A 19,478-nucleotide genomic window follows, 5' to 3' on the forward strand; every position below is an offset into this window, starting at 1 on the left:
CGAATTGGCTTATAAAGGCCAAATTCCGGGTGTGAAAAAAGCCAGCTGGTAAACCCCTGTTTGAGGGAAGGAGGTCATTGGAATGGTTATGACAGACCCGATTGCAGATATGCTGACTCGCATCAGAAATGCGAACAACGTGCGCCACGAATCGCTTGAAGTGCCGGGTTCTAGGGTCAAAAGGGAAATCGCCGAAATCCTGAAGCGCGAAGGCTTCATTAAAGACTATGAATACATCGAAGACAATAAGCAGGGCATTATTCGCATTTTCCTGAAATACGGGCCGAATAAAGAACGCGTCATTACGGGCTTGAAACGGATCAGCAAACCGGGCCTGCGGGTATACGCAAAAGCGGACGAGCTTCCTCGCGTTCTCGGAGGACTCGGCATCGCGATTGTGTCCACTTCCAAAGGCATTTTGACGGATAAAGAAGCGAGAGCTCAAAAAGTGGGCGGCGAAGTCATCGCATACGTTTGGTAATACTTGACATGGAATGGAGGTGTCACGATGTCTCGAGTTGGCTTAAAACCCACAGTGATCCCGAATGATGTTACGGTTACGATCGAAGAAAACAACAAGGTGACCGTCAAGGGCCCCAAAGGGGAACTGACCTACACCTTTCATCCGGACATGAAGATTATCTTGGAGGACAATGTCGTCCGAGTCGAACGCCCGAGCGATTCCAAACTGCACCGCTCGCTGCACGGAACGACGTCGAGCCTGATCAAAAACATGGTCGAAGGCGTGACGAAAGGCTATGAAAAACGCCTCGAGCTCGTCGGCGTCGGCTACCGCGCGCAAAAGTCAGGCAATAAATTGGTCTTGAACGTGGGCTATTCTCATCCGGTTGAAATCGTTCCGGAAGACGGCATCGAAATCGACGTGGAAGGCAACAACAAAGTGATCGTCAAAGGCATCAACAAAGAACGCGTCGGTGCGGTGGCCGCCAACATTCGCTCCGTGCGTCCTCCGGAACCCTATAAGGGTAAAGGCATACGCTACGAAGGCGAAAACGTCCGCCGCAAGGAAGGCAAGACCGGTAAGTAATGCTCGCGGAAAGGAGTGAATCGCATTGATCACCAAACCGGATAAAAACGCCATTCGCAAAAAACGGCATAAACACGTGCGCCGTCGCGTTTTCGGCACGCCGGAACGCCCGCGCCTGAACGTGTTCCGTTCGAATAAACACATTTACGCCCAATTGATCGACGATGAAAAAGGCGTGACGCTCGCGTCGGCCTCCAGCCTCGACAAATCCCTCGGTCTGGAAAAAGGCAGCGACGTAGAAGCCGCGAAAAAAGTCGGCGCGGCGATTGCTGAGCGCGCCCTGGAAAAAGGTTTTACCAAAGTCGTTTTTGACCGCGGCGGTTATCTCTACCACGGCCGAGTGAAGGCGCTCGCCGATGCCGCCCGTGAAAAAGGACTGGAATTCTAATATAAGGAGGGGAACTCATTGCAACACCGTGAGCGAAATAAATCCGAATTAGAAGAACGCCTTGTTTCCATCAACCGCGTCGCTAAAGTTGTCAAAGGCGGCCGTCGCTTCCGTTTCGCCGCCCTCGTCGTCGTCGGCGACAAAAAAGGCAACGTCGGTTTCGGCACCGGCAAAGCCCAAGAAGTGCCGGAAGCGATCCGCAAAGCCGTTGAAGACGCGAAGAAAAACATGATCAACGTTCCGATCGTCAACACGACCATTCCGCATGAAGTGATCGGCAAATACGGCGCCGGCAAAGTTTTGCTGAAACCCGCTTCGGAAGGTACGGGTATCATCGCCGGAGGTCCCGTCCGTGCCGTGCTTGAACTCGCGGGAGTCGGCGACATCCTGTCGAAATCTTTAGGTTCGAACAACCCGATCAACATGGTGCGCGCAACGGTTGAAGGATTGAAAAGCTTGAAGCGTGCCGAAGATGTGGCTCGGTTGCGTGGAAAAACGATCGAAGAACTGTTAGGATAAGGGAGGGATAGCCATGGCTAAAAAACTGGAGATCACCCTCACCCGCAGTGTGATCGGTCGCCCGAAAAGCCAACGCGTGACCGTGAGGACGCTTGGCCTGCGCAAACCGCATCACACCGTAGTCCAAAACGACAACCCCGCCATACGCGGCATGATTAAGAAAGTACAGCACCTCGTCAAAGTGAGAGAAATCGACGAGTAACACCGGGGGACGAAGGCGAGAGTCCCGCCGATATATAAGAACGGTCTATTGGCAAGGAAAACGGAAAAACAGGGCGAATTATATAGAGAAGCGCCCAATCTAAGTTAAACGGCCAAGATCGCCTTTCGCTTTTCGCCGCGCTTTCATGTTTTCGGACGGCGTCCTTAAGCCGCTCCGGGTGCGAGGCGGATTGATGCACGGCGGTCACTGGTGAGAAATCTGAACCATTAGGAGGTGCCGACATGAAACTGCATGAATTGAAGCCTGCGGAAGGCGCGCGTAAAGAGCGGAAACGCGTGGGTCGGGGAAGCGGCTCCGGGCTCGGCAAAACATCCGGCCGTGGCCAAAAAGGTCAAAAAGCGCGTTCGGGCGGCGGCGTGCGTCCGGGCTTTGAAGGCGGACAAATGCCGTTGATCCAACGGTTGCCGAAACGCGGATTTAAAAATCCGACCCGTAAAGAATACGCCATTGTTAATCTCGAAACGTTGAATCGCTTTGCTGACGGAACGGAAATTACTCCGGAACTCTTGCTTCAAGAGCGCGTCATCCGCAAGGTGAAAGACGGCGTTAAAATCCTTGGCGAAGGCCAATTGGAGCGCAAACTGACGGTTAAAGCGCACAAGTTCTCGGCGAAAGCCAAGGAAGCGATTGAAGCCGCAGGCGGTCAAGCCGAGGTGATCTGATGTTCGAGACAATCTCCAATATTTTGCGCGTGGGTGACATTCGTCGCAAGGTGCTCTTCACCCTGCTCATGTTCGTCGTTTTCCGCATCGGTACGTTCATCCCTGTGCCGGGCGTGAACAGCGACGTCATCAATTTCAGCAATAACCAGGTTTTCGGCTTTTTGAATACTTTCGGCGGCGGGGCGCTGCAAAACTTCTCCATCCTCTCCATGGGGGTCATGCCGTACATCACGGCGTCCATCATCGTCCAACTGTTGCAGATGGATGTCGTGCCGAAGTTTACGGAATGGTCGAAACAAGGGGAGATGGGAAGGAGAAAGCTCGCCCAAGTTACCCGTTACGGGACGATCATCCTGGGATTCATCGAAGCGATCGGGATTTCCTACGGATTTAACCGACAATTTCCCGGGTTGATTGAAGATCCGAGCATATCGACTTACTTGCTCATCGCGCTCGTGTTGACCGCCGGCACGGCCTTCCTCATGTGGCTCGGTGAACAAATCACGGCCTACGGGGTCGGCAACGGCATTTCCGTCATCATTTTCGCCGGCATCATCGCGCGAATCCCGACCCAACTCAACCAGGTTTATGCGCAAAAAGTCGAAAATGCCGACAACCTCTTTCTCGTGTTTGTCTACTTTTTGGTCGTTCTCGCCGTCATCGTTGCGATTATCGTCGTCACGATCTACGTCCAGCAGGCCGTACGGCGCATTCCGATTCAATACGCGAAACGGGTCACGGTTGGACGCCAAGTCATCGGCGGTGAATCGACGCACTTGCCGATCAAGGTCAATGCCGCAGGGGTTATTCCGGTCATCTTTGCGATTTCGTTGATCGTCACCCCGCAGACCATTGCCAGCTTTTTCCATGAAAACGCGGTGACGAGATGGATCATCAGAACCTTTGACTACACGACCGCGACCGGCATGGTGATCTATGCGTTGTTGATCATCGCTTTTACGTACTTCTATACGTTCGTACAGGTCAATCCGGAAAAAATGGCCGATAACCTTAAGAAACAAGGCGGTTACATTCCGGGCATTCGACCGGGCAAGAACACGGAAAAATATATCACTAAGATTCTGTACCGGTTGACTTTCGTCGGCTCCATCTTTTTGGCGATCATTGCGATCTTGCCGATGTTGTTCGTCGATATCGGCAATCTGCCGGCGAACATCCGCATCGGGGGCACTAGCCTACTCATTGTCACCGGTGTGGCACTCGATATCATGAAACGCATCGAAAGCCAGTTGGTGAAACGGCATTACCGCGGCTTTATCAGACGGTAACGCGAAAGCTTCCGCAAAGCCTTTAAAGGTGAGACGGGATGTTACCGCGGAAGAATTCGGATGGTGCCGGCTTGGCCAGATTGGTTTCATGGAATATGGAGGGTTATGATGAACCTCATTTTAATGGGACTGCCGGGCGCCGGAAAAGGTACGCAGGCTGAACGGATCGTTGCAAAATACGGATTGCCGCACATCTCGACGGGCGACATGTTTCGCTCGGCCATCAAAGAAGGCACGGAACTCGGGAAGCAGGCAAAATCGTATATAGATGCCGGCGAACTCGTCCCGGATCATGTGACAGTTGGTATTGTCCGCGAACGGTTGGGCAAAGCAGATTGCCGCGGCGGCTTCCTGCTTGACGGCTTTCCGAGAACGACGGCCCAAGCGGAAGCACTCGACGATCTTTTGGCTGAAACGGATCGCCGGATCGATGCGGTCCTTTATATAAATGTTGACCGCGACCGCCTCATGGAACGTTTAACAGGCCGGCGGGTGTGCGGTCAATGCGGAGCGACTTATCACATTAAACTAAACCCGCCAAAACAAGAAGGCGTTTGTGACAAGTGCGGCGGCGAACTTACGCACAGAAAAGACGACCGGCCGGAAACGGTCAAAACGCGATTGGAAGTCAACGAACAACAACAACAACCGCTCTTGGACTTTTACAAGGCGAAAGGTTGTTTGAAAGAAATCGACGGGAATCAGCCCATCGATGACGTGTTCGCTTCCATCGAGAACATTCTCGGGAGTCTGTCCGCGTGATCATACGGAAGACGAAGCGTGAACTCGAAGCGATGAGGGAAGCCGGTCGAATCGTCGCTTTGACTCTCCGGGAATTGCAAAAGGTCATTGAGCCGGGCGTGACAACCGCAGAACTTGACAGCATGGCCGAACGACTGATACGCAGCATGGGCGCCGTCCCCTCTTTTAAAGGCTATGATGGCTTTACGGCGAGCATCTGTACGTCGGTGTCCGAAGAAGTCGTCCACGGCATCCCCGGAAAACGGGTTTTGCAAGAGGGCGATGTGATCAGCATTGACATCGGTGCCCAATACAACGGCTATCACGCCGACTCGGCATGGACTTACCCCGTCGGACAAATCTCCGATGAAGCGAAAAGGTTGCTCGCGGTCACCGAAAAGGCGCTGTATGTCGGATTGGAGCAAATCCGACCCGATGCGCGGCTGTCAAACATTTCTCACGCCATCCAAACATGTGTCGAAAGGGCGGGTTTTTCCGTGATCCGCGAAATGGTCGGTCACGGCATCGGCCGCCATTTGCACGAAGATCCGGACGTGCCCAATTATGGACCGCCCGGTAAAGGGCTCCGGCTGAAGCCCGGCATGGTCCTTGCGGTCGAACCGATGACGACCGCCGGATCGAGGCACATCGTCCTTATGGATGACGGCTGGACGGTCCGCACGGCGGACGGAAAGCTCTCCGCGCATTTCGAGCATACGGTGGCGGTCACCGAAGACGGTTATGAAATTTTAACGAAGCCTTAAGCGAAGGTGATGATTGATTGGACAGTCAATCCGACCGGGTACCTATACCCGGGCAGATCGCCCGTGTATTAAAGGGTAGGGATGCTGGAAAGTACTGTGTCATTGTAAGAGTGTTGGACAGTCGTTTTGTTGAAGTCGCCGACGGTGACAAGCGAAAATTTGACCGGCCAAAGAAGAAAAATATTCATCACCTGGAACTTCAACCTTACGTATCGACTGAAGTCAAGAACAGTCTCGCCGAGACCGGTAAAGTCACAAACGGCAAACTTCGCTTTGCGATCGCAAAGTTTCTGGAAGAACAAGTCAATGGCCTGAAGGAGGGTGATTCGATCGATGGCTAAAGAAGACGTCATTGAAGTGGAAGGTACCGTCGTCGAGCCGTTGCCGAACGCGATGTTCCGCGTCGAATTGGAAAATGGCCACAAGATTTTGGCCCATGTATCCGGTAAAATTCGAATGCACTACATTCGCATTTTACCCGGCGATAAAGTGACGGTGGAATTGTCTCCGTATGACTTAACACGCGGGCGCATCACTTATCGGCACAAGTGAGCGGACGCGCCTCGCACAAGGAGGTTTTACAAATGAAAGTGAGACCATCGGTTAAACCGATTTGCGAAAAATGCAAAGTCGTTCGCCGAAAAGGCACGGTCATGGTGATTTGCGAAAACCCGAAACATAAGCAAAAACAAGGTTAATCTACAAGGAGGTGCACTCAATTGGCACGCATTGCAGGCATTGATATCCCGCGGGACAAACGCGTTGTCATCTCGTTGACCTATATTTACGGCATCGGCAAATCGACGGCACAAAAAATCTTGAAGGATGCGGGCGTTTCTGAAGATACGAGAGTCCGTGATCTCACGGAAGAAGAACTCGGCCGCATTCGCGAACAAGTTGATAAATATAAAGTCGAAGGCGACCTGCGCCGCGAAGTTTCCCTCAACATCAAACGCTTGATCGAGATCGGCTGCTATCGTGGCATCCGTCACCGCCGCGGTCTTCCGGTTCGTGGACAAAACACGAAGAACAATGCGCGCACGAGAAAAGGCCCGCGCCGTACGATTGCGAACAAGAAAAAATAAAGGAGGTTCTGTGTGTAGATGGCTAAAGCGAAAGATACCCGCGGCCGCAAACGCCGCGTGAAAAAGCACATTGAGAGCGGCATCGCGCACATCCGCTCGACGTTCAACAACACGATCGTCACGATTACTGACCCTCAAGGCAATGCGATTACATGGGCGAGCGCTGGGGCGCTGGGCTTTAAAGGTTCCCGTAAATCGACTCCTTATGCCGCGCAAACGGCAGCTGAAGCGGCCGGCAAAGCCGCGATGGAACACGGCATGAAAACCGTTGAAGTGGAGGTAAAAGGTCCGGGCGCCGGACGTGAAGCCGCCATCCGAGCCCTCCAAGCGGTCGGTTTGGAAGTGACGGCGATCCGCGACGTCACCCCTGTTCCCCACAACGGATGCCGTCCTCCGAAACGTCGCCGCGTGTAAGGTTAAAAACCGTCGCACTTGTCCATAATGGGTATTATATGCGAAGGAATGAAACAGCTTTTTCATGAAGCTCATACCGCCCACCCATTAGCATTGCGGGAAATCCCCCGCGGTCTCGCGCCGGGATTTCGACGTTAGAAGGAGGGTTTAGTTGAATGATTGAAATCGAAAAGCCGAGGATCGAAACGGTTGAAATCAGCGACGATGCAACGTACGGCAAATTTGTTGTCGAACCGTTGGAACGCGGATACGGGACGACCTTGGGCAATTCCCTGCGCCGTATTCTGCTCTCTTCCCTCCCGGGTGCCGCTGTGACATCTGTCCAAATCGATAACGTGCTTCACGAATTCACGACGATCGATGGGGTCGTTGAGGATGTGACGGCGATCATCCTCAACATTAAAAACCTCGCGATGAAAATATATTCCGACGAAGAGAAGACGTTGGAAATCGATGTTCAAAGGGAAGGGGTCGTCACTGCAGCGGACATCATTCATGACAGTGACGTGGAAATTTTGAATCCGGATCTCGTCATCGCGACGCTTTCGGGCGACACGCGTCTCCACATCAGGATGACCGCCAGAAAAGGCCGCGGCTATGTGCCGGCCGAAGCCAATAAAAGGGACGACATGCCGATCGGCGTCATCCCGATCGATTCGATCTACACGCCGGTCTCCAAGGTCAATTATCAAGTGGAAAACACGCGTGTCGGTCAAGTGACCAATTATGATAAATTAACCCTCGATGTTTGGACTGACGGGAGCATCAGACCGGAAGAAGCTGTTTCATTGGGTGCGAAAATCCTTACCGAACATCTCAACATTTTCGTCGGTTTGACGGATCAAGCTCAGAATGCGGAAATCATGGTCGAAAAAGAAGAAGACCAAAAAGAAAAAGTGCTCGAAATGACGATCGAAGAGCTCGATCTTTCCGTGCGCTCCTACAACTGTTTGAAACGGGCCGGAATCAATACCGTTCAAGAATTGACGCAGAAAACCGAAGAAGACATGATGAAAGTCCGGAATCTCGGGCGCAAATCGCTTGAGGAAGTTCAAGAAAAACTCGCCGAACTTGGCCTCAGCCTTAAAAAAGAAGAGTAATCACCCACCCGACTTTCTTTTTTGCGCAAAAAAGAAATTCAGACTTCAAGAAGGAGGGTTCAAGCGATGGCATACGCGAAGTTGGGCCGTAATACGGCCGCTCGTAAAGCGTTATTCCGCGACTTGGCGACCGATCTCATCATCAATGAAAGAATCGTAACGACGCATGCGAAGGCGAAAGAGCTTCGCCCGATCGTTGAAAAACTCGTCACGTTGGCTAAACGCGGCGATTTGCATGCCCGTCGCCAAGCGGCTCGATTCGTCCGCAATGAAGTCGCCGATGCCGAAACGGGCAAAAAAGCGTTGCAAAAGCTGTTCGATGAAGTCGGACCGCGTTATGCGGAACGCCAAGGCGGTTACACCCGTATTTTAAAATTGGGTACGCGCCGCGGCGACAATGCGGAACGGGCCATCATCGAATTTGTATAAAGAGAAATAAAGAAAAAAAGGGCAAAGCGGGTTATGAGCCTAGGCTTCTATGCCCTTTTTTTTGCATGTTGGCTCCGTTTTGCCGAGAGGAGAGAGATGAGGCGAGAAGAGATCGAGTGATATGCCGCAGTGGGGGAGAGGAGAAGAGATGAGGAAAGAAAAGATCATCGAAGTCCGCGGCCTATCGTTCCGCTATGCCGATGATTCCGATTGGGCGCTCGAAAACGTGAACATGGACGTCTACGCCGGGGAATGGCTGGCGATCATCGGGCACAATGGCTCGGGCAAATCGACGCTCGCCAAATGTTTGAACGGCTTATACATTCCCCAAGAAGGATCGGTCAAGGTGGCCGGCCGCGATACGTCGGACGGCGAGGCATTATGGGAAATCAGGCGCCTTGTCGGGATGGTGTTCCAAAACCCGGATAACCAATTTGTCGGAACGACCGTGCGCGACGATGTCGCCTTCGGCATGGAAAATCACGGCATTCCCCGCGATGAGATGATCGTCCGCATGGAAGAAGCGCTGGCGCTCGTCGGCATGTCCGACAGCGCCGATCGTGAACCGCATCGTTTGTCAGGCGGCCAAAAGCAGCGCGTGGCGATCGCCGGTATCATCGCGCTGCAGCCCGCCATCATCGTTTTGGACGAGGCGACGTCCATGTTGGATCCGAAGGGGCGAAGCGATGTCCTCGCCGTCATGCGCCGTTTAAAACAAGAAAAGGATATTACGGTAATCTCGATTACCCATGATCTCGAAGAAGTCGCGGGCGCCGACCGCGTCATCGTCATGGAGCGGGGTAGCGTCGTCCAAGCCGGCGCGCCGCGGGAGATTTTCAAACATCCGAAAGTGTTGTTGGATTTGGGCTTGGATTTGCCGTTTGCCGTCAACTTGCGGGAACATCTTGTTCAAAAAGGCATCCCTTTGCCGGGCGATGTCTTTTTGCAAGAGGAATTGGTGGAGGAACTGTGGAAATTAAAGTCCGTCACTTGACGCATATTTACCAACCGAATACGCCGTTTGAACGCTTGGCGTTGGATGACGTTGATTTCACGATTCCATCCGGCGCTTTCGTCTCGATCATCGGCCATACGGGTTCAGGCAAATCCACGTTAATCCAACACTTCAACGGTTTGTTGAAACCGACCAAAGGCGAGGTCATCGTCGGAGATATCACCATCGCCGCGGGCGCAAAAAACAAGGATTTGAAGGCTTTGAGACAACGGGTCGGCATGGTTTTCCAATATCCTGAACATCAATTGTTCGAGGAGACGGTGGAAAAAGACATCTGTTTCGGCCCGCTCAATTTCGGTGTGCCGTTGGAAGAAGCGAAAGTGCGCGCCCGGGAAGCCTTGGAGCTCGTCGGTTTGCCGCTTTCTTTTCTGAGCCGCTCTCCCTTTGATTTGAGCGGGGGACAGATGCGGCGCGTCGCGATCGCCGGCGTCCTGGCGCTTCACCCCGAAGTCATCATATTGGATGAGCCGACGGCCGGGCTCGACCCTCGGGCGCGGCGGGACATCTTAAACTTGTTCGCCCGGCTCCACAGGGAAAAAGGGATCACCACGGTGATGGTGACCCACAGCATGGATGATGCCGCCCGGCTCTCCGATGAGATCATCGTCATGGATCACGGCCGAATGGTGATGAAGGACCGGCCGGAAGCGGTCTTTACCCGCACAGATCTCCTGAGGTCGCTGGGGCTGGACATTCCCGAACCGATGCGCTTCCTCCAACGCCTCGGCGCCCGCTCGGGAGAAGTTCTGTCCGAACCCGCGTTCACGGTCGAGCAAACGGCCGAGATCGTGACCCGCTTTTTAAACAGGGAGGGGGGGCCGTCATGGAGCTGATCATCGGTCAATACGTGCCGAGATCGTCCGTCATCCACCGCCTGGACCCGCGGGCGAAGCTCATCGGCGTGTTTCTTTACGTCATCATCGTGTTTTTGGCGAACAATTGGCCGACGTACGCGTTGCTCGCCGTCTTCACCGCCAGCGGCGTCGCGTTGTCGAACGTGCCGTTGCGCTACATCGTCCGGGGGCTCAAGCCGGTGCTGTTTCTCATCGTCTTCACTTTCGTGCTCAACGCGCTTTTTACCCATCAAGGCCCGGCCCTTTTCAAATTCGGATGGCTGGAGCTGACGTCCGCCGGTTTCATTCAAGCGGTGTTTATTTCCATCCGCCTTTTGGTTCTCATCGTCGCCACGACGTTGTTGACCTTGACGACGACGCCGATCGACATCACCGACGGGCTGGAACAACTGCTTTCGCCGCTGAAAAAATTGCGGTTTCCCGTTCATGAATTTGCCTTGATGATGGCGATCGCGCTTCGCTTCATTCCGACGCTCGTCGAGGAGACCGAAAAAATCATGAAGGCACAAACGGCCCGGGGCGCGGAGTTTTCGTCCGGTTCGCTCGTGAAGCGGGCGAAAGCGATCGTGCCGCTTTTGGTACCGCTTTTTGTCGGCGCTTTTAAGCGGGCCGAAGAACTCGCCATGGCCATGGAAGCCCGCGGATACAGGGGCGACGTCGGCCGCACGAAATGGCGGCTTCTGCAATGGCAAACCCGCGACACCGTCTTGTTGGCAAGCATTGCCCTGTTGACCGCCGCGCTCGTGTTCTTAAGGGGGTGATGCCGTGCCGCGTTTGAAAGTGACGATCAGTTACGACGGGACGGCGTTTTCCGGGTTTCAAATCCAGCCGAACGGACGGACCGTTCAAGGCGAAATCGAGCGGTGCCTGTCGAAAATGCACAAGGGCCAAAGCGTGCGCGTCACGCCGTCGGGGCGGACCGATGCGGGCGTGCATGCCGTCGGCCAGGTCATTCATTTTGACAGCCCGCTGACCATCCCCGAAACCAATTGGACGAAAGCCTTGAACGCCTTGCTGCCCGATGATGTGCGCGCCGTTAAAGCGGAAATCGTGCCGGCGAATTTTCATGCCCGGTACGACGTGAAAAGAAAGGAGTACCGCTACCGCCTGTTGCATCGCGAAACCCCCGATCTGTTTCGGCGCCATTACACTTGGCACGTTCCGGAGGCGCTCGATCTCGACGCGATGCGGCGCGGTGCGGCGTATCTCGTCGGCACCCATGATTTTTCTTCTTTTTGTGCGGCGGGATCGAACGTCAAGAATAAAGTCCGGACCATTTATGAGCTTGAAATCCTGAGGGACGCGGATGAAGTCGTCGTGCGCATCGTCGGGAACGGCTTTCTTTACAACATGGTGCGGATTATCGTCGGCAATTTATTGGAAGTCGGCAAAGGCCACGTGCCCCCCGAGGAGATCCGTGCGATTCTTGAGGCCCGCGACCGCCGTAGAGCCTTCGAAACCGCTCCGGCGCATGGCTTGTATTTGTGGCGCGTCGATTACTGAATAGCGTGGCATGCCGGGGTTTTTCCGCCCGACAGGCGCTTGACATCGCTTGTTGTGTGTTATATATTATTATTTGGCATTTCTATGAAGACCACTATTAGCCCCGTAACAATAGATGGATTTTCAATGGAAATTCTCGCTTTTTTCTTTTGATTTTGACAACGACTTGGGTTGTTGAAAAATCCGTGCGATCTTTACGGCACATGACACGAAGTTTTTTATTAAGGAGGGAACCATCGTGCGCACCACATATATGGCAAGACCTCAAGATGTCGAGCGCAAGTGGTATGTCATCGATGCGGAAGGCCAAACAATCGGTCGCTTGGCGAGCGAAGTGGCCGCTATTCTGCGCGGCAAACATAAGCCCATTTATACTCCACATGTCGATACCGGCGATCACGTCATCATCATTAACGCCGACAAAGTGCAATTTACCGGCAAAAAATTGACCAATAAAAAATATTACAACCACAGCGGATATCCCGGCGGCTTGAGAGTGCGGACCGCCTTGGAAATGCGCGAAAAATACCCGCGCGAACTCCTGGAACGGACCATTAAAGGCATGCTTCCCCACAATCGCCTCGGACGCAAAATGGGGAAAAAATTGCACGTGTATGCGGGTAGCACGCATCCGCATCAAGCGCAAAAACCGGAAGTTTATCAACTGAAGGGTTAATCGATAAGGAGGGATTCAGTTGGCACAGGTGCAATACTACGGAACCGGTCGTCGCAAAAGCTCCGTCGCACGCGTCCGCCTCGTCCCGGGCGACGGCAAAATCGTGATCAACAAACGCGACATTAATGAATACATGAATTTAGAAACGCTGAAAAAAATCATTAAACAACCGCTCGTTGAAACGGAAACCGAAGGTAAATACGACGTCATCGTCAACGTGCATGGCGGTGGATTCAGCGGTCAAGCCGGGGCCATTCGCCACGGCATCGCGCGCGCTTTATTGCAAGCCGATCCCGATTATCGTCCGATTCTGAAGCGCGCCGGTTTCCTCACCCGCGACCCGCGCATGAAGGAACGGAAGAAATATGGCCTCAAAGCGGCTCGTCGCGCCCCGCAATTCTCGAAACGTTAATCTGGCTGAAGGTTATACCTTATTGAACGTCAAACCCGGAATTTTAATCCGGGTTATTTTTTTTGCCTTTTGCCGATCCGATCCGGGATCGTCCATGGAAAAAGGTGTCTGCATGCGGTCACCGTGGATGTAAAAGCTATGCGTAAAGGAGGGATTGCTAATGGGCACGGTGATGAGTTTTCACGAGAAATACCGCCATAAACAGCTCGATTTTGAAAAAAAAGCCTTGCGCGATTTAACCGTTTCCGACATCGATAAACGCATTGAAGAGCATTTCGCTTTTTTCCTCCATCCCTATGCGCCTTACAGGCAGACGATCTTCGACATGTGCCAGGATTACGCGATCGAAGCCTATCTGCTCGGTTCTTCTTACGGCCGGTTCGGCTATTACGGAGAGCCCGCCGAAGTGGCCTATATGAGAAGCGAGGCGCGGATGAAAAATCTGGTCAACGACCTGTTTGATTTTTGGCTGTTTTGGTTTGATGCCGATGATCTCCCGTCCGAATCGCTTTTAAAAGCATGTGAAGCCTATATGGCTTATTGGTGGAAGGAAGGGTTTGAACACACGGTTCGCCGTTATCGCTTGCGCATGCATTAACCGGTCCGGCGGCGCAATCCGGCCAGGCATGGCGGCAAGCCGGGTGACCGGCACCGGCGCCTTTGGCACCCGGATCCCGTTTTTCATCAGCACGGGTTTACAGCATCGGCGTCGGGAAATGCCGTGCGTCACCGTCCAAGATCTTCACCACCGATCGCCCGCCGCTTCGTGAGTGACAAAGCCCTCCGCACGGCGCTCCGTTCATCGTTCTCCGCCTTGCGCACATATCTTTTGGCCTCGTCCCATATATATCAATATAGATGAAACGGGCTCAAGGACGGAGGGAACGGCCATGCGGACGCGAGTCAAAAAAGCGATCATTGTCCTCGGCGCCTTGTTATTGATATTGATTTTAAATTATCAAATCATCACCCGGCACTCATGGACGAATTGGCATTTGCCGTTGGCCGGCCAGATCATCGCCATCGATGCCGGCCACGGCGGACCGGACGGAGGGGCCGAAAACGGGTCCGTCGTCGAAAAAGATGCGACGCTGTCCATCGCTAATGAAGTTCGCGATTATTTGCAACAGGCGGGGGCGCTCGTCATCATGACGCGGGAATCCGACCGAGATCTGGCGGATTCCGAGTTGAAAGGCTTAAGCCGCCGGAAAACCCAAGATTTGAAACGGCGGGCCAAAAAAGTTGAAGGTTCGGACGCCGATCTTTTTATTAGCATTCATGTGAACGCGGTGCCTTCCGGCCGATGGCGGGGCGCGCAAACCTTTTACCATCCGAAATCGGACAAAAATCGGCGGCTGGCAGCGTTTATCCAGGATTCTTTGCGGAAAGAACTCGGCAATACGGAAAGAAGGGCGAAATCGATCGAACATCTGTACTTGCTGAAAACCATTGATGCGCCCTCCGCCTTGGTTGAGGTCGGTTTTTTATCAAATGACGCCGAAAGAGAGCTACTCACGAAAAAATCGTATCAAAAGAAAATCGCCGAAGCGATCTATCAAGGCGTCATGCGCTTCTACACGAAGGAAAAACCGCCGCGATCGTAAAGCGAACGGCCCTTGGCCGCAAAAACCGCCGTTTAAGGAACCGGCGGTTGATCCGTTTTCAAGCAAATTCCTGCGCGGTTTGTTATACTGTAAGTGTATTCCAACGTGTTAAGGAGGCCCCTCAATGCTAACGAAAGAGCAGGTCATTGATATATTAAAAACCGTCGAAGATCCTCATTTACATAAAACCTTTGCGGAAACCAACGCCATTCGCGACATTAAAATAACCGACAAATTGGTGAGCCTGAAAATCGCCTTGGCGAAGACGCGCACTCCGGAACAAATGCGCGTTCAACAAGAAATCGTCAACCGGTTGAAACAAAACGGGGCGGAATCGGTCGGCCTGCGCTTTGAACAACTGTCTGACGAAGAATTGGACAAGCTGGGCGGCATTCCCGAAAGCGGGCCGCAAATTTTATCGAAAGCGAGCAAAACCATTTTTATCGCCGTCGCCAGTGGCAAGGGCGGCGTCGGGAAATCGACGGTTTCGGTCAACCTCGCCGTCGCTTTGACGCGTTTAGGGAAAAAGGTCGGAATTCTCGATGCCGACATCTACGGCTTCAGCGTTCCGGATATGATGGGGATTGAAAACCGCCCGAAAGTGGTGAACAAGCGCATTCTCCCGGTCGACCGCTTCGGCGTGAAAGTCATGTCCATGGGCTTTTTCGTGGAGGACAATTCGCCGGTGATTTGGCGGGGGCCGATGCTCGGCAAAATGTTGAACAATTTCTTCAGCGAAGTCGATTGGGGCGAACTCGATTACTTGATTCTCGATCTCCCGCCGGGAACGGGCGACGTCGCCATGGACGTCCATTCCATGATTCCGCATTGCAAGGAGATCATTGTGACCACGCCGCATGCCACCGCCGCTTTTGTTGCGGCGCGGGCGGGAGCGATGGCGCTGAAAACCGAGCATGAAATCATCGGCGTCATTGAAAATATGTCCTATTTCGTCAGCAAAAAGACCGGGGAAAAAGAATACGTGTTCGGCAAAGGCGGCGGCGAAAAATTGGCCAAAGTGTTGAATGTGGAACTGCTCGGCCAAATTCCGTTGGGCCAGCCCGAAGAAAAGCCGGGCGTCTTCGCGCCGTCCGTGTACGCCGGCGACCATGAGATTGGACAAATTTATCTGGATATCGCCGGCAAGATCGTGAAAAAACTTGAACAATGACCGCGCGCTATGGTTCGGCATGGGTTATGCAATGACCGATATTTTAGTGCGGCACCCCCATTGTGTGTTCGCGATCACGACCGCACTTAGGTCCTTTGACATTTGTATTGGGGAATTCGAAAGAAGAGAAGCGGGACTTTAGTTGGCACCGATGTTATACCTTTGACTTCGGATTCACTCTTAAAAAGTTCCCGGCACACGCATGCCGGGAACACCTCTTTGTGGAGCCAGGACGTCACATGGGATCATGGGGCGTCCGTTTTGTTATTATGCGGTGAATCGCTGTCGCGAAGTTTCTTCTTTCATTCATGTGCCTGGTTTCTTTGTGGCGGCGCGTCATCCGGGAGCGTGGGGTAACGGCCTCGATGCCCCGCGGTTTTGTTTTCGGTATGGAAAAAAGGAAGGCGGGGCCCGCCCGCCGGAGGCCTTTACATCCCGCCGCTTCCTCCGCTCCCGGCGTTCATGCCTCCCGGCTGTCCGTTGTTGCCCCGGTTTTTTTTCAGCTGTTCATCGAGCGCTTTATTCAAAGCTTCCGTCAGTTTTGCGGAAAACAGAGGGCTGTCCACGGCCTCGAGAATGTTTTGGCGTATTTGCGCCCGAAACGGTTGGGTTTTCAACAGATCGAGATATTCTCGTTCCATGTTCGGCGCTTTAAAAAGGTTCATCATCATTTTTTGATAGTCCGGATCATTGATCAGTTTTTTGAGCAACGCTTCGTTGTTTGCCATCATGGTTTTGGCCAACGCCCGCGAGAATTCGGGGTTTTTAAGGCGTTCGTCCCAAAATTTTTTGCCCTCCTCGGAGGTCATGGTTTGCGTGATCGTCCGTTTGACCAATTCTTGATCGATGACGAGTTGTTGTTTGAAAGCCTCGTCGTTCAATATTTCCTTAATCGCATTTTTGCCGTCATCGCTTTTTAACATGTCTACGACCATTTTTTTCGTCGTTTGGTAATCGGTCGTTGTGCCCTGTGATGAAGAATGGTTCGAACAACCGACGGCCGCGAGCCACCCGACGGCGATCAACGCGAAAAGACGCCAGGTTTTGAACAAGCGGCTCCCCCCTTTTTGGCTTTCGCTGATACTATTAATTTGCGTGTTTAGATTCTATTTATGCGGTCTTAAGAAATGTTGGCTTTTTCCGAAAACCATTGGTAAAATCGGTGATGGGCAAAACGAATTGGGGGATGTTCGGTGAATATTGCCAAATGGGTCAGGCTTTTTTTCAGAACGTTAGGCATCGGTATCGCCGTTTATTTCATTATCGGCGCCATCGCCGAATGGAACGGCATATCCCGTTATTTTTCAACCGGTGACATCAAAGGCGTATTATTTACGTTTGCCAATTTCATTATTTTTGGCGGCATGTTCAGCGTGATCAGCCAGATGGGCTTTTTCGCTTACTTGACGGTACATCGCATCGGTCTCGGCATCTTTCGTTCGTATTGGAGCATGGTGCAAGTCGTTTTGATCGCGTTCGCCTTTTTCGATCTCATTTATTTCAGATACACGGCTTTCGGCGGTGCCCTCTGGACGTATTTTATAATACCGGTTGTCTTGCTTTTCGTTTCGCTGGCGGTCAGCGAGGTGAAGAAGCGAGAGACGAACCGCCACGCTTACATTCCGACGTTTTTTTTGATGTTCGTCGTCACAACCATCGAATGGTTGGTCGGTCTCACCCAAAGCGATTCCGCCATCATTTGGGAAATCGGCTTGACGCTCATGGCCTGCAACGCCTATCAAGTATTGACGCTGCACCGCTTAATCGCGCAAAAATGACCGACGTTTTTTGTGAAGGGGCGTCGTTCACGATCCAATTTTTTGGAAATGACGATGGCATTGAAGAGGACAGGCGGCGGCCGAATCATCGGGCGTCTTTATTGAATCAGTTTGATTTTGATATCGGCGTCCGATATGAGAGTCGTCAACGTCACAAAGGAATAGCCCTTGTCCCGCAGGCTCCGGATGATCAGCGGCAGCGCCCGTGCCGTTTGTTTGGCGGAATCGGACGCATGCAAGCGAATGATCGCCCCTTTTTCCGCATGCTTGACGACGTATTCGGCGATGCGGTCATAACCCGGGTTGGTCCAGTCCTGGGGATCGACGCTCCATAAAATGACCTGCTCGTTCAAGGCATCGGCCGTCTTTAACGCCCGTTCATTTATTAACCCTTCAGGCGGACGCAAAAATTTGGGGATGCCGCCACCCGCTTTTTTGATCGCTTCCCGAGCGGAAATCATGTCCTGCCGCATCTCATTGGGCTCCAAAGCCGTATAGGGGTGGTGGCTCATCCCGTGCGAAGCGATTTCATACCCCTCTTCCTTCAGTTTTTCCACCCAGTCTTTATGGCGATCCGCCCATTCGCCCGAGATAAAAAACGTCGCCTTCACCTTTTCCTTTTCCAAAACATCCAATATGTATTCTAAACGTATATCTCCCCAACCGATGTCAAACGTCAAGGCGATTTGCGGTTTATTGGTCGTCACTTTTGACAGGGCACGAGGGCCTTCCGCCGTTGAAAACACGGCGACTTCTTGATTCTGCACGTACGCGACGAGCGCCGCGAAAAACGCGGCGATGAGGATGAACACCAATTTCTTGATTTTCCGGCCGTCAATCATCCAAAAAAAATGCACTGAGGACGCCTCCCGCAAACGATTTGTATCATCTTATTAAACTTTGGGACGAGATATGCCGGTCCGCGCCCGGTGCGGGAAGCGATAAGCATCCGGAGATGGTGGTAAAATGCCCGGATGGATACCTTGACGGCGAGGATGCTCTGCGCTCAGGGGGTTCCGACGCGGCGGGTGTTTCCCGCGCTGAGCGAATGATTATTTTCGAGGAAACGGTTCATATTAAAAAAAGCGAGCCGGAATGAAGGTGAATGTTTCGCCAAGCGAGGCCCGTGGGGAGGATGCTCGATGCTAGGCGCTTTGTTTAGTGATCTGGAAGTGGAAGAGCTGTCTTTTTTGATTAAAAAGGAAATGGAAACCTTGAAAGAAAGCCTTGATGATCCGAATCTGCACGGCGTGGTGTATCGCGCCATAAACGAGCGATATAAAATGTTGTTCGGCTTGTTAAAACGGTTTTCTTCTGAGCGGGAGTATATTAAATACTTGCGGAAATGAGCGCAACAGAAGCAAAAATTACCATAAAAAGGAATCCTAAAAAACCGTTGACGAAGTCGGCCAACCTTGCTATTATATATAACGCATCACGGCACAGGCGATAAATCCAAAAGGTGAAACCCGTGTAACGGGTGTCAAGCGTCAGTGAAAATGTCATACTAACGCGTCAGTGAATATGTCACTGATATATTTACTTTGACCTCAGTTCATTCAAGCCGGTTTCAGTTCCTTTGAATTCGTGGGCCTATATTTGCGCCAAGGATGATCAGGTCCTGGCTTGTACGATTTCTTTTCTGAGCTCTCCTTTTTCTTTTCAGGAGTTTTTGCCGCTTTGTTCCGGGTTGCTTCCATCAAGGGGTAGGGCTTACCTTTGTACCAGACAAACAGTCTGCCATCCAGCGTTTTTCGGACTTCCACCGGCGTTTTGGCCGGAATGGTTGGACTGGAATTTKGG

General features: G+C 52.6%; 29 protein-coding genes and 1 pseudogene. 27 read left to right on the forward strand and 3 right to left on the reverse strand.

Annotated features, from left to right (window positions below; translation table 11 throughout):
* Positions 1 to 82 precede the first annotated feature (82 nt).
* The 25 genes from rpsH to salA all read left to right on the forward strand — a co-directional run bounded on the left by rpsH (position 83) and on the right by salA (position 15,897).
* Complete coding sequence (gene rpsH, locus CCB157_RS11480; protein ID WP_077616031.1) at positions 83 to 481, forward strand: 30S ribosomal protein S8; 399 nt, start codon at positions 83 to 85, stop codon at positions 479 to 481.
* Between the two features lie 27 nt (positions 482 to 508).
* On the forward strand, positions 509 to 1,048 hold the full coding sequence (gene rplF, locus CCB157_RS11485) for a 50S ribosomal protein L6 (RefSeq protein ID WP_077616032.1): 540 nt from the start codon (positions 509 to 511) through the stop codon (positions 1,046 to 1,048).
* A 25-nt stretch (positions 1,049 to 1,073) separates the two neighbouring features.
* Positions 1,074 to 1,436 (forward strand): 50S ribosomal protein L18, encoded by a 363-nt coding sequence (gene rplR / locus CCB157_RS11490; protein WP_077616033.1) that lies wholly within the window; start codon positions 1,074 to 1,076, stop codon positions 1,434 to 1,436.
* Between the two features lie 18 nt (positions 1,437 to 1,454).
* Positions 1,455 to 1,955, forward strand: coding sequence for a 30S ribosomal protein S5 (gene rpsE, locus CCB157_RS11495; RefSeq protein WP_077616034.1), 501 nt, complete (start codon positions 1,455 to 1,457; stop codon positions 1,953 to 1,955).
* A gap of 13 nt (positions 1,956 to 1,968) precedes the next feature.
* On the forward strand, positions 1,969 to 2,157 hold the full coding sequence (gene rpmD, locus CCB157_RS11500; protein WP_077616035.1) for a 50S ribosomal protein L30: 189 nt from the start codon (positions 1,969 to 1,971) through the stop codon (positions 2,155 to 2,157).
* Positions 2,158 to 2,399: 242 nt separating this feature from the next.
* The gene (gene rplO / locus CCB157_RS11505) at positions 2,400 to 2,840 is read left to right on the forward strand and encodes a 50S ribosomal protein L15 (protein ID WP_077616036.1); all 441 of its coding nucleotides are present in this window, start codon (positions 2,400 to 2,402) and stop codon (positions 2,838 to 2,840) included.
* On the forward strand, positions 2,840 to 4,129 hold the full coding sequence (gene secY / locus CCB157_RS11510) for a preprotein translocase subunit SecY (RefSeq protein ID WP_077616037.1): 1,290 nt from the start codon (positions 2,840 to 2,842) through the stop codon (positions 4,127 to 4,129). The genes rplO and secY overlap by 1 nt, the downstream gene beginning before the upstream one ends.
* A 108-nt stretch (positions 4,130 to 4,237) precedes the next feature.
* The gene (locus tag CCB157_RS11515) at positions 4,238 to 4,891 is read left to right on the forward strand and encodes an adenylate kinase (RefSeq protein WP_077616038.1); all 654 of its coding nucleotides are present in this window, start codon (positions 4,238 to 4,240) and stop codon (positions 4,889 to 4,891) included.
* Positions 4,888 to 5,634, forward strand: coding sequence for a type I methionyl aminopeptidase (map, locus tag CCB157_RS11520; protein ID WP_077616039.1), 747 nt, complete (start codon positions 4,888 to 4,890; stop codon positions 5,632 to 5,634). Before CCB157_RS11515 ends, map begins: the two co-directional genes overlap by 4 nt.
* 17 nt (positions 5,635 to 5,651) lie before the next feature.
* Positions 5,652 to 5,975, forward strand: coding sequence for a KOW domain-containing RNA-binding protein (locus tag CCB157_RS11525; protein WP_077616040.1), 324 nt, complete (start codon positions 5,652 to 5,654; stop codon positions 5,973 to 5,975).
* Positions 5,968 to 6,186 carry a translation initiation factor IF-1 gene (gene infA / locus CCB157_RS11530; protein ID WP_077616041.1) on the forward strand — a complete coding sequence of 73 codons (219 nt, stop codon included), beginning with the start codon at positions 5,968 to 5,970 and terminating at the stop codon, positions 6,184 to 6,186. Before CCB157_RS11525 ends, infA begins: the two co-directional genes overlap by 8 nt.
* A gap of 32 nt (positions 6,187 to 6,218) precedes the next feature.
* Positions 6,219 to 6,332, forward strand: coding sequence for a 50S ribosomal protein L36 (rpmJ, locus tag CCB157_RS11535; RefSeq protein ID WP_077616042.1), 114 nt, complete (start codon positions 6,219 to 6,221; stop codon positions 6,330 to 6,332).
* Positions 6,333 to 6,353: 21 nt separating this feature from the next.
* Positions 6,354 to 6,719, forward strand: coding sequence for a 30S ribosomal protein S13 (rpsM, locus tag CCB157_RS11540; protein WP_077616043.1), 366 nt, complete (start codon positions 6,354 to 6,356; stop codon positions 6,717 to 6,719).
* An 18-nt stretch (positions 6,720 to 6,737) separates the two neighbouring features.
* On the forward strand, positions 6,738 to 7,133 hold the full coding sequence (gene rpsK, locus CCB157_RS11545; RefSeq protein WP_077616044.1) for a 30S ribosomal protein S11: 396 nt from the start codon (positions 6,738 to 6,740) through the stop codon (positions 7,131 to 7,133).
* 155 nt (positions 7,134 to 7,288) lie between these two features.
* Positions 7,289 to 8,233, forward strand: a complete 945-nt coding sequence (locus tag CCB157_RS11550; RefSeq protein WP_077616045.1) for a DNA-directed RNA polymerase subunit alpha — start codon at positions 7,289 to 7,291, stop codon at positions 8,231 to 8,233.
* 66 nt (positions 8,234 to 8,299) lie between these two features.
* Positions 8,300 to 8,662 (forward strand): 50S ribosomal protein L17, encoded by a 363-nt coding sequence (gene rplQ, locus CCB157_RS11555; protein ID WP_077616046.1) that lies wholly within the window; start codon positions 8,300 to 8,302, stop codon positions 8,660 to 8,662.
* A gap of 148 nt (positions 8,663 to 8,810) precedes the next feature.
* Positions 8,811 to 9,656 (forward strand): energy-coupling factor ABC transporter ATP-binding protein, encoded by an 846-nt coding sequence (locus CCB157_RS11560; RefSeq protein ID WP_077616047.1) that lies wholly within the window; start codon positions 8,811 to 8,813, stop codon positions 9,654 to 9,656.
* Positions 9,632 to 10,510 carry an energy-coupling factor ABC transporter ATP-binding protein gene (locus CCB157_RS11565; RefSeq protein ID WP_077616059.1) on the forward strand — a complete coding sequence of 293 codons (879 nt, stop codon included), beginning with the start codon at positions 9,632 to 9,634 and terminating at the stop codon, positions 10,508 to 10,510. Before CCB157_RS11560 ends, CCB157_RS11565 begins: the two co-directional genes overlap by 25 nt.
* Positions 10,501 to 11,292, forward strand: coding sequence for an energy-coupling factor transporter transmembrane component T family protein (locus CCB157_RS11570; RefSeq protein ID WP_077616048.1), 792 nt, complete (start codon positions 10,501 to 10,503; stop codon positions 11,290 to 11,292). Before CCB157_RS11565 ends, CCB157_RS11570 begins: the two co-directional genes overlap by 10 nt.
* A gap of 4 nt (positions 11,293 to 11,296) precedes the next feature.
* Positions 11,297 to 12,034: a tRNA pseudouridine(38-40) synthase TruA gene (truA, locus tag CCB157_RS11575; protein ID WP_077616049.1), complete on the forward strand. Its 738-nt coding sequence runs from the start codon at positions 11,297 to 11,299 to the stop codon at positions 12,032 to 12,034.
* A gap of 238 nt (positions 12,035 to 12,272) precedes the next feature.
* Entirely contained in the window at positions 12,273 to 12,710 is a 438-nt protein-coding gene (rplM, locus tag CCB157_RS11580; RefSeq protein ID WP_077616050.1) for a 50S ribosomal protein L13, read from the forward strand.
* Between the two features lie 19 nt (positions 12,711 to 12,729).
* Positions 12,730 to 13,122, forward strand: coding sequence for a 30S ribosomal protein S9 (gene rpsI, locus CCB157_RS11585; protein ID WP_077616051.1), 393 nt, complete (start codon positions 12,730 to 12,732; stop codon positions 13,120 to 13,122).
* Positions 13,123 to 13,282: 160 nt separating this feature from the next.
* Positions 13,283 to 13,720, forward strand: a complete 438-nt coding sequence (locus tag CCB157_RS11590; protein ID WP_077616052.1) for a DUF2521 family protein — start codon at positions 13,283 to 13,285, stop codon at positions 13,718 to 13,720.
* Positions 13,721 to 14,012: 292 nt separating this feature from the next.
* Positions 14,013 to 14,726 carry an N-acetylmuramoyl-L-alanine amidase CwlD gene (cwlD, locus tag CCB157_RS11595; RefSeq protein ID WP_077616053.1) on the forward strand — a complete coding sequence of 238 codons (714 nt, stop codon included), beginning with the start codon at positions 14,013 to 14,015 and terminating at the stop codon, positions 14,724 to 14,726.
* A 124-nt stretch (positions 14,727 to 14,850) separates the two neighbouring features.
* The gene (gene salA / locus CCB157_RS11600; protein ID WP_077616054.1) at positions 14,851 to 15,897 is read left to right on the forward strand and encodes an iron-sulfur carrier protein/transcriptional regulator SalA; all 1,047 of its coding nucleotides are present in this window, start codon (positions 14,851 to 14,853) and stop codon (positions 15,895 to 15,897) included.
* 428 nt (positions 15,898 to 16,325) lie between these two features.
* Here salA and gerD read toward each other — a convergent pair whose 3' ends face one another.
* Complete coding sequence (gerD, locus tag CCB157_RS11605) at positions 16,326 to 16,949, reverse strand: spore germination lipoprotein GerD (protein WP_077616055.1); 624 nt, start codon at positions 16,947 to 16,949, stop codon at positions 16,326 to 16,328.
* A gap of 141 nt (positions 16,950 to 17,090) precedes the next feature.
* On the opposite strand from gerD, the gene CCB157_RS11610 reads away from it, so the two are divergent.
* A complete protein-coding gene (locus tag CCB157_RS11610; protein ID WP_077616056.1) occupies positions 17,091 to 17,675 on the forward strand; it encodes a KinB-signaling pathway activation protein in 585 nt (194 codons plus the stop codon).
* Between the two features lie 98 nt (positions 17,676 to 17,773).
* Here the strand turns inward: CCB157_RS11610 and CCB157_RS11615 are convergent, their stop codons facing one another.
* On the reverse strand, positions 17,774 to 18,532 hold the full coding sequence (locus CCB157_RS11615) for a polysaccharide deacetylase family protein (RefSeq protein ID WP_238594692.1): 759 nt from the start codon (positions 18,530 to 18,532) through the stop codon (positions 17,774 to 17,776).
* Between the two features lie 285 nt (positions 18,533 to 18,817).
* Between CCB157_RS11615 and CCB157_RS11620 the strand changes: the two genes are divergently transcribed.
* A complete protein-coding gene (locus tag CCB157_RS11620) occupies positions 18,818 to 19,024 on the forward strand; it encodes a hypothetical protein (RefSeq protein ID WP_077616057.1) in 207 nt (68 codons plus the stop codon).
* Positions 19,025 to 19,234: 210 nt separating this feature from the next.
* On the opposite strand, the pseudogene CCB157_RS17650 reads toward CCB157_RS11620, so the two are convergent.
* Positions 19,235 to 19,478: pseudogene (locus CCB157_RS17650) on the reverse strand (ISNCY family transposase); the annotation flags it as partial.

The sequence above is a fragment of the Caenibacillus caldisaponilyticus genome, from assembly GCF_002003465.1.
In the GTDB taxonomy this organism is placed as follows: domain Bacteria; phylum Bacillota; class Bacilli; order Bacillales; family Sporolactobacillaceae; genus Caenibacillus; species Caenibacillus caldisaponilyticus.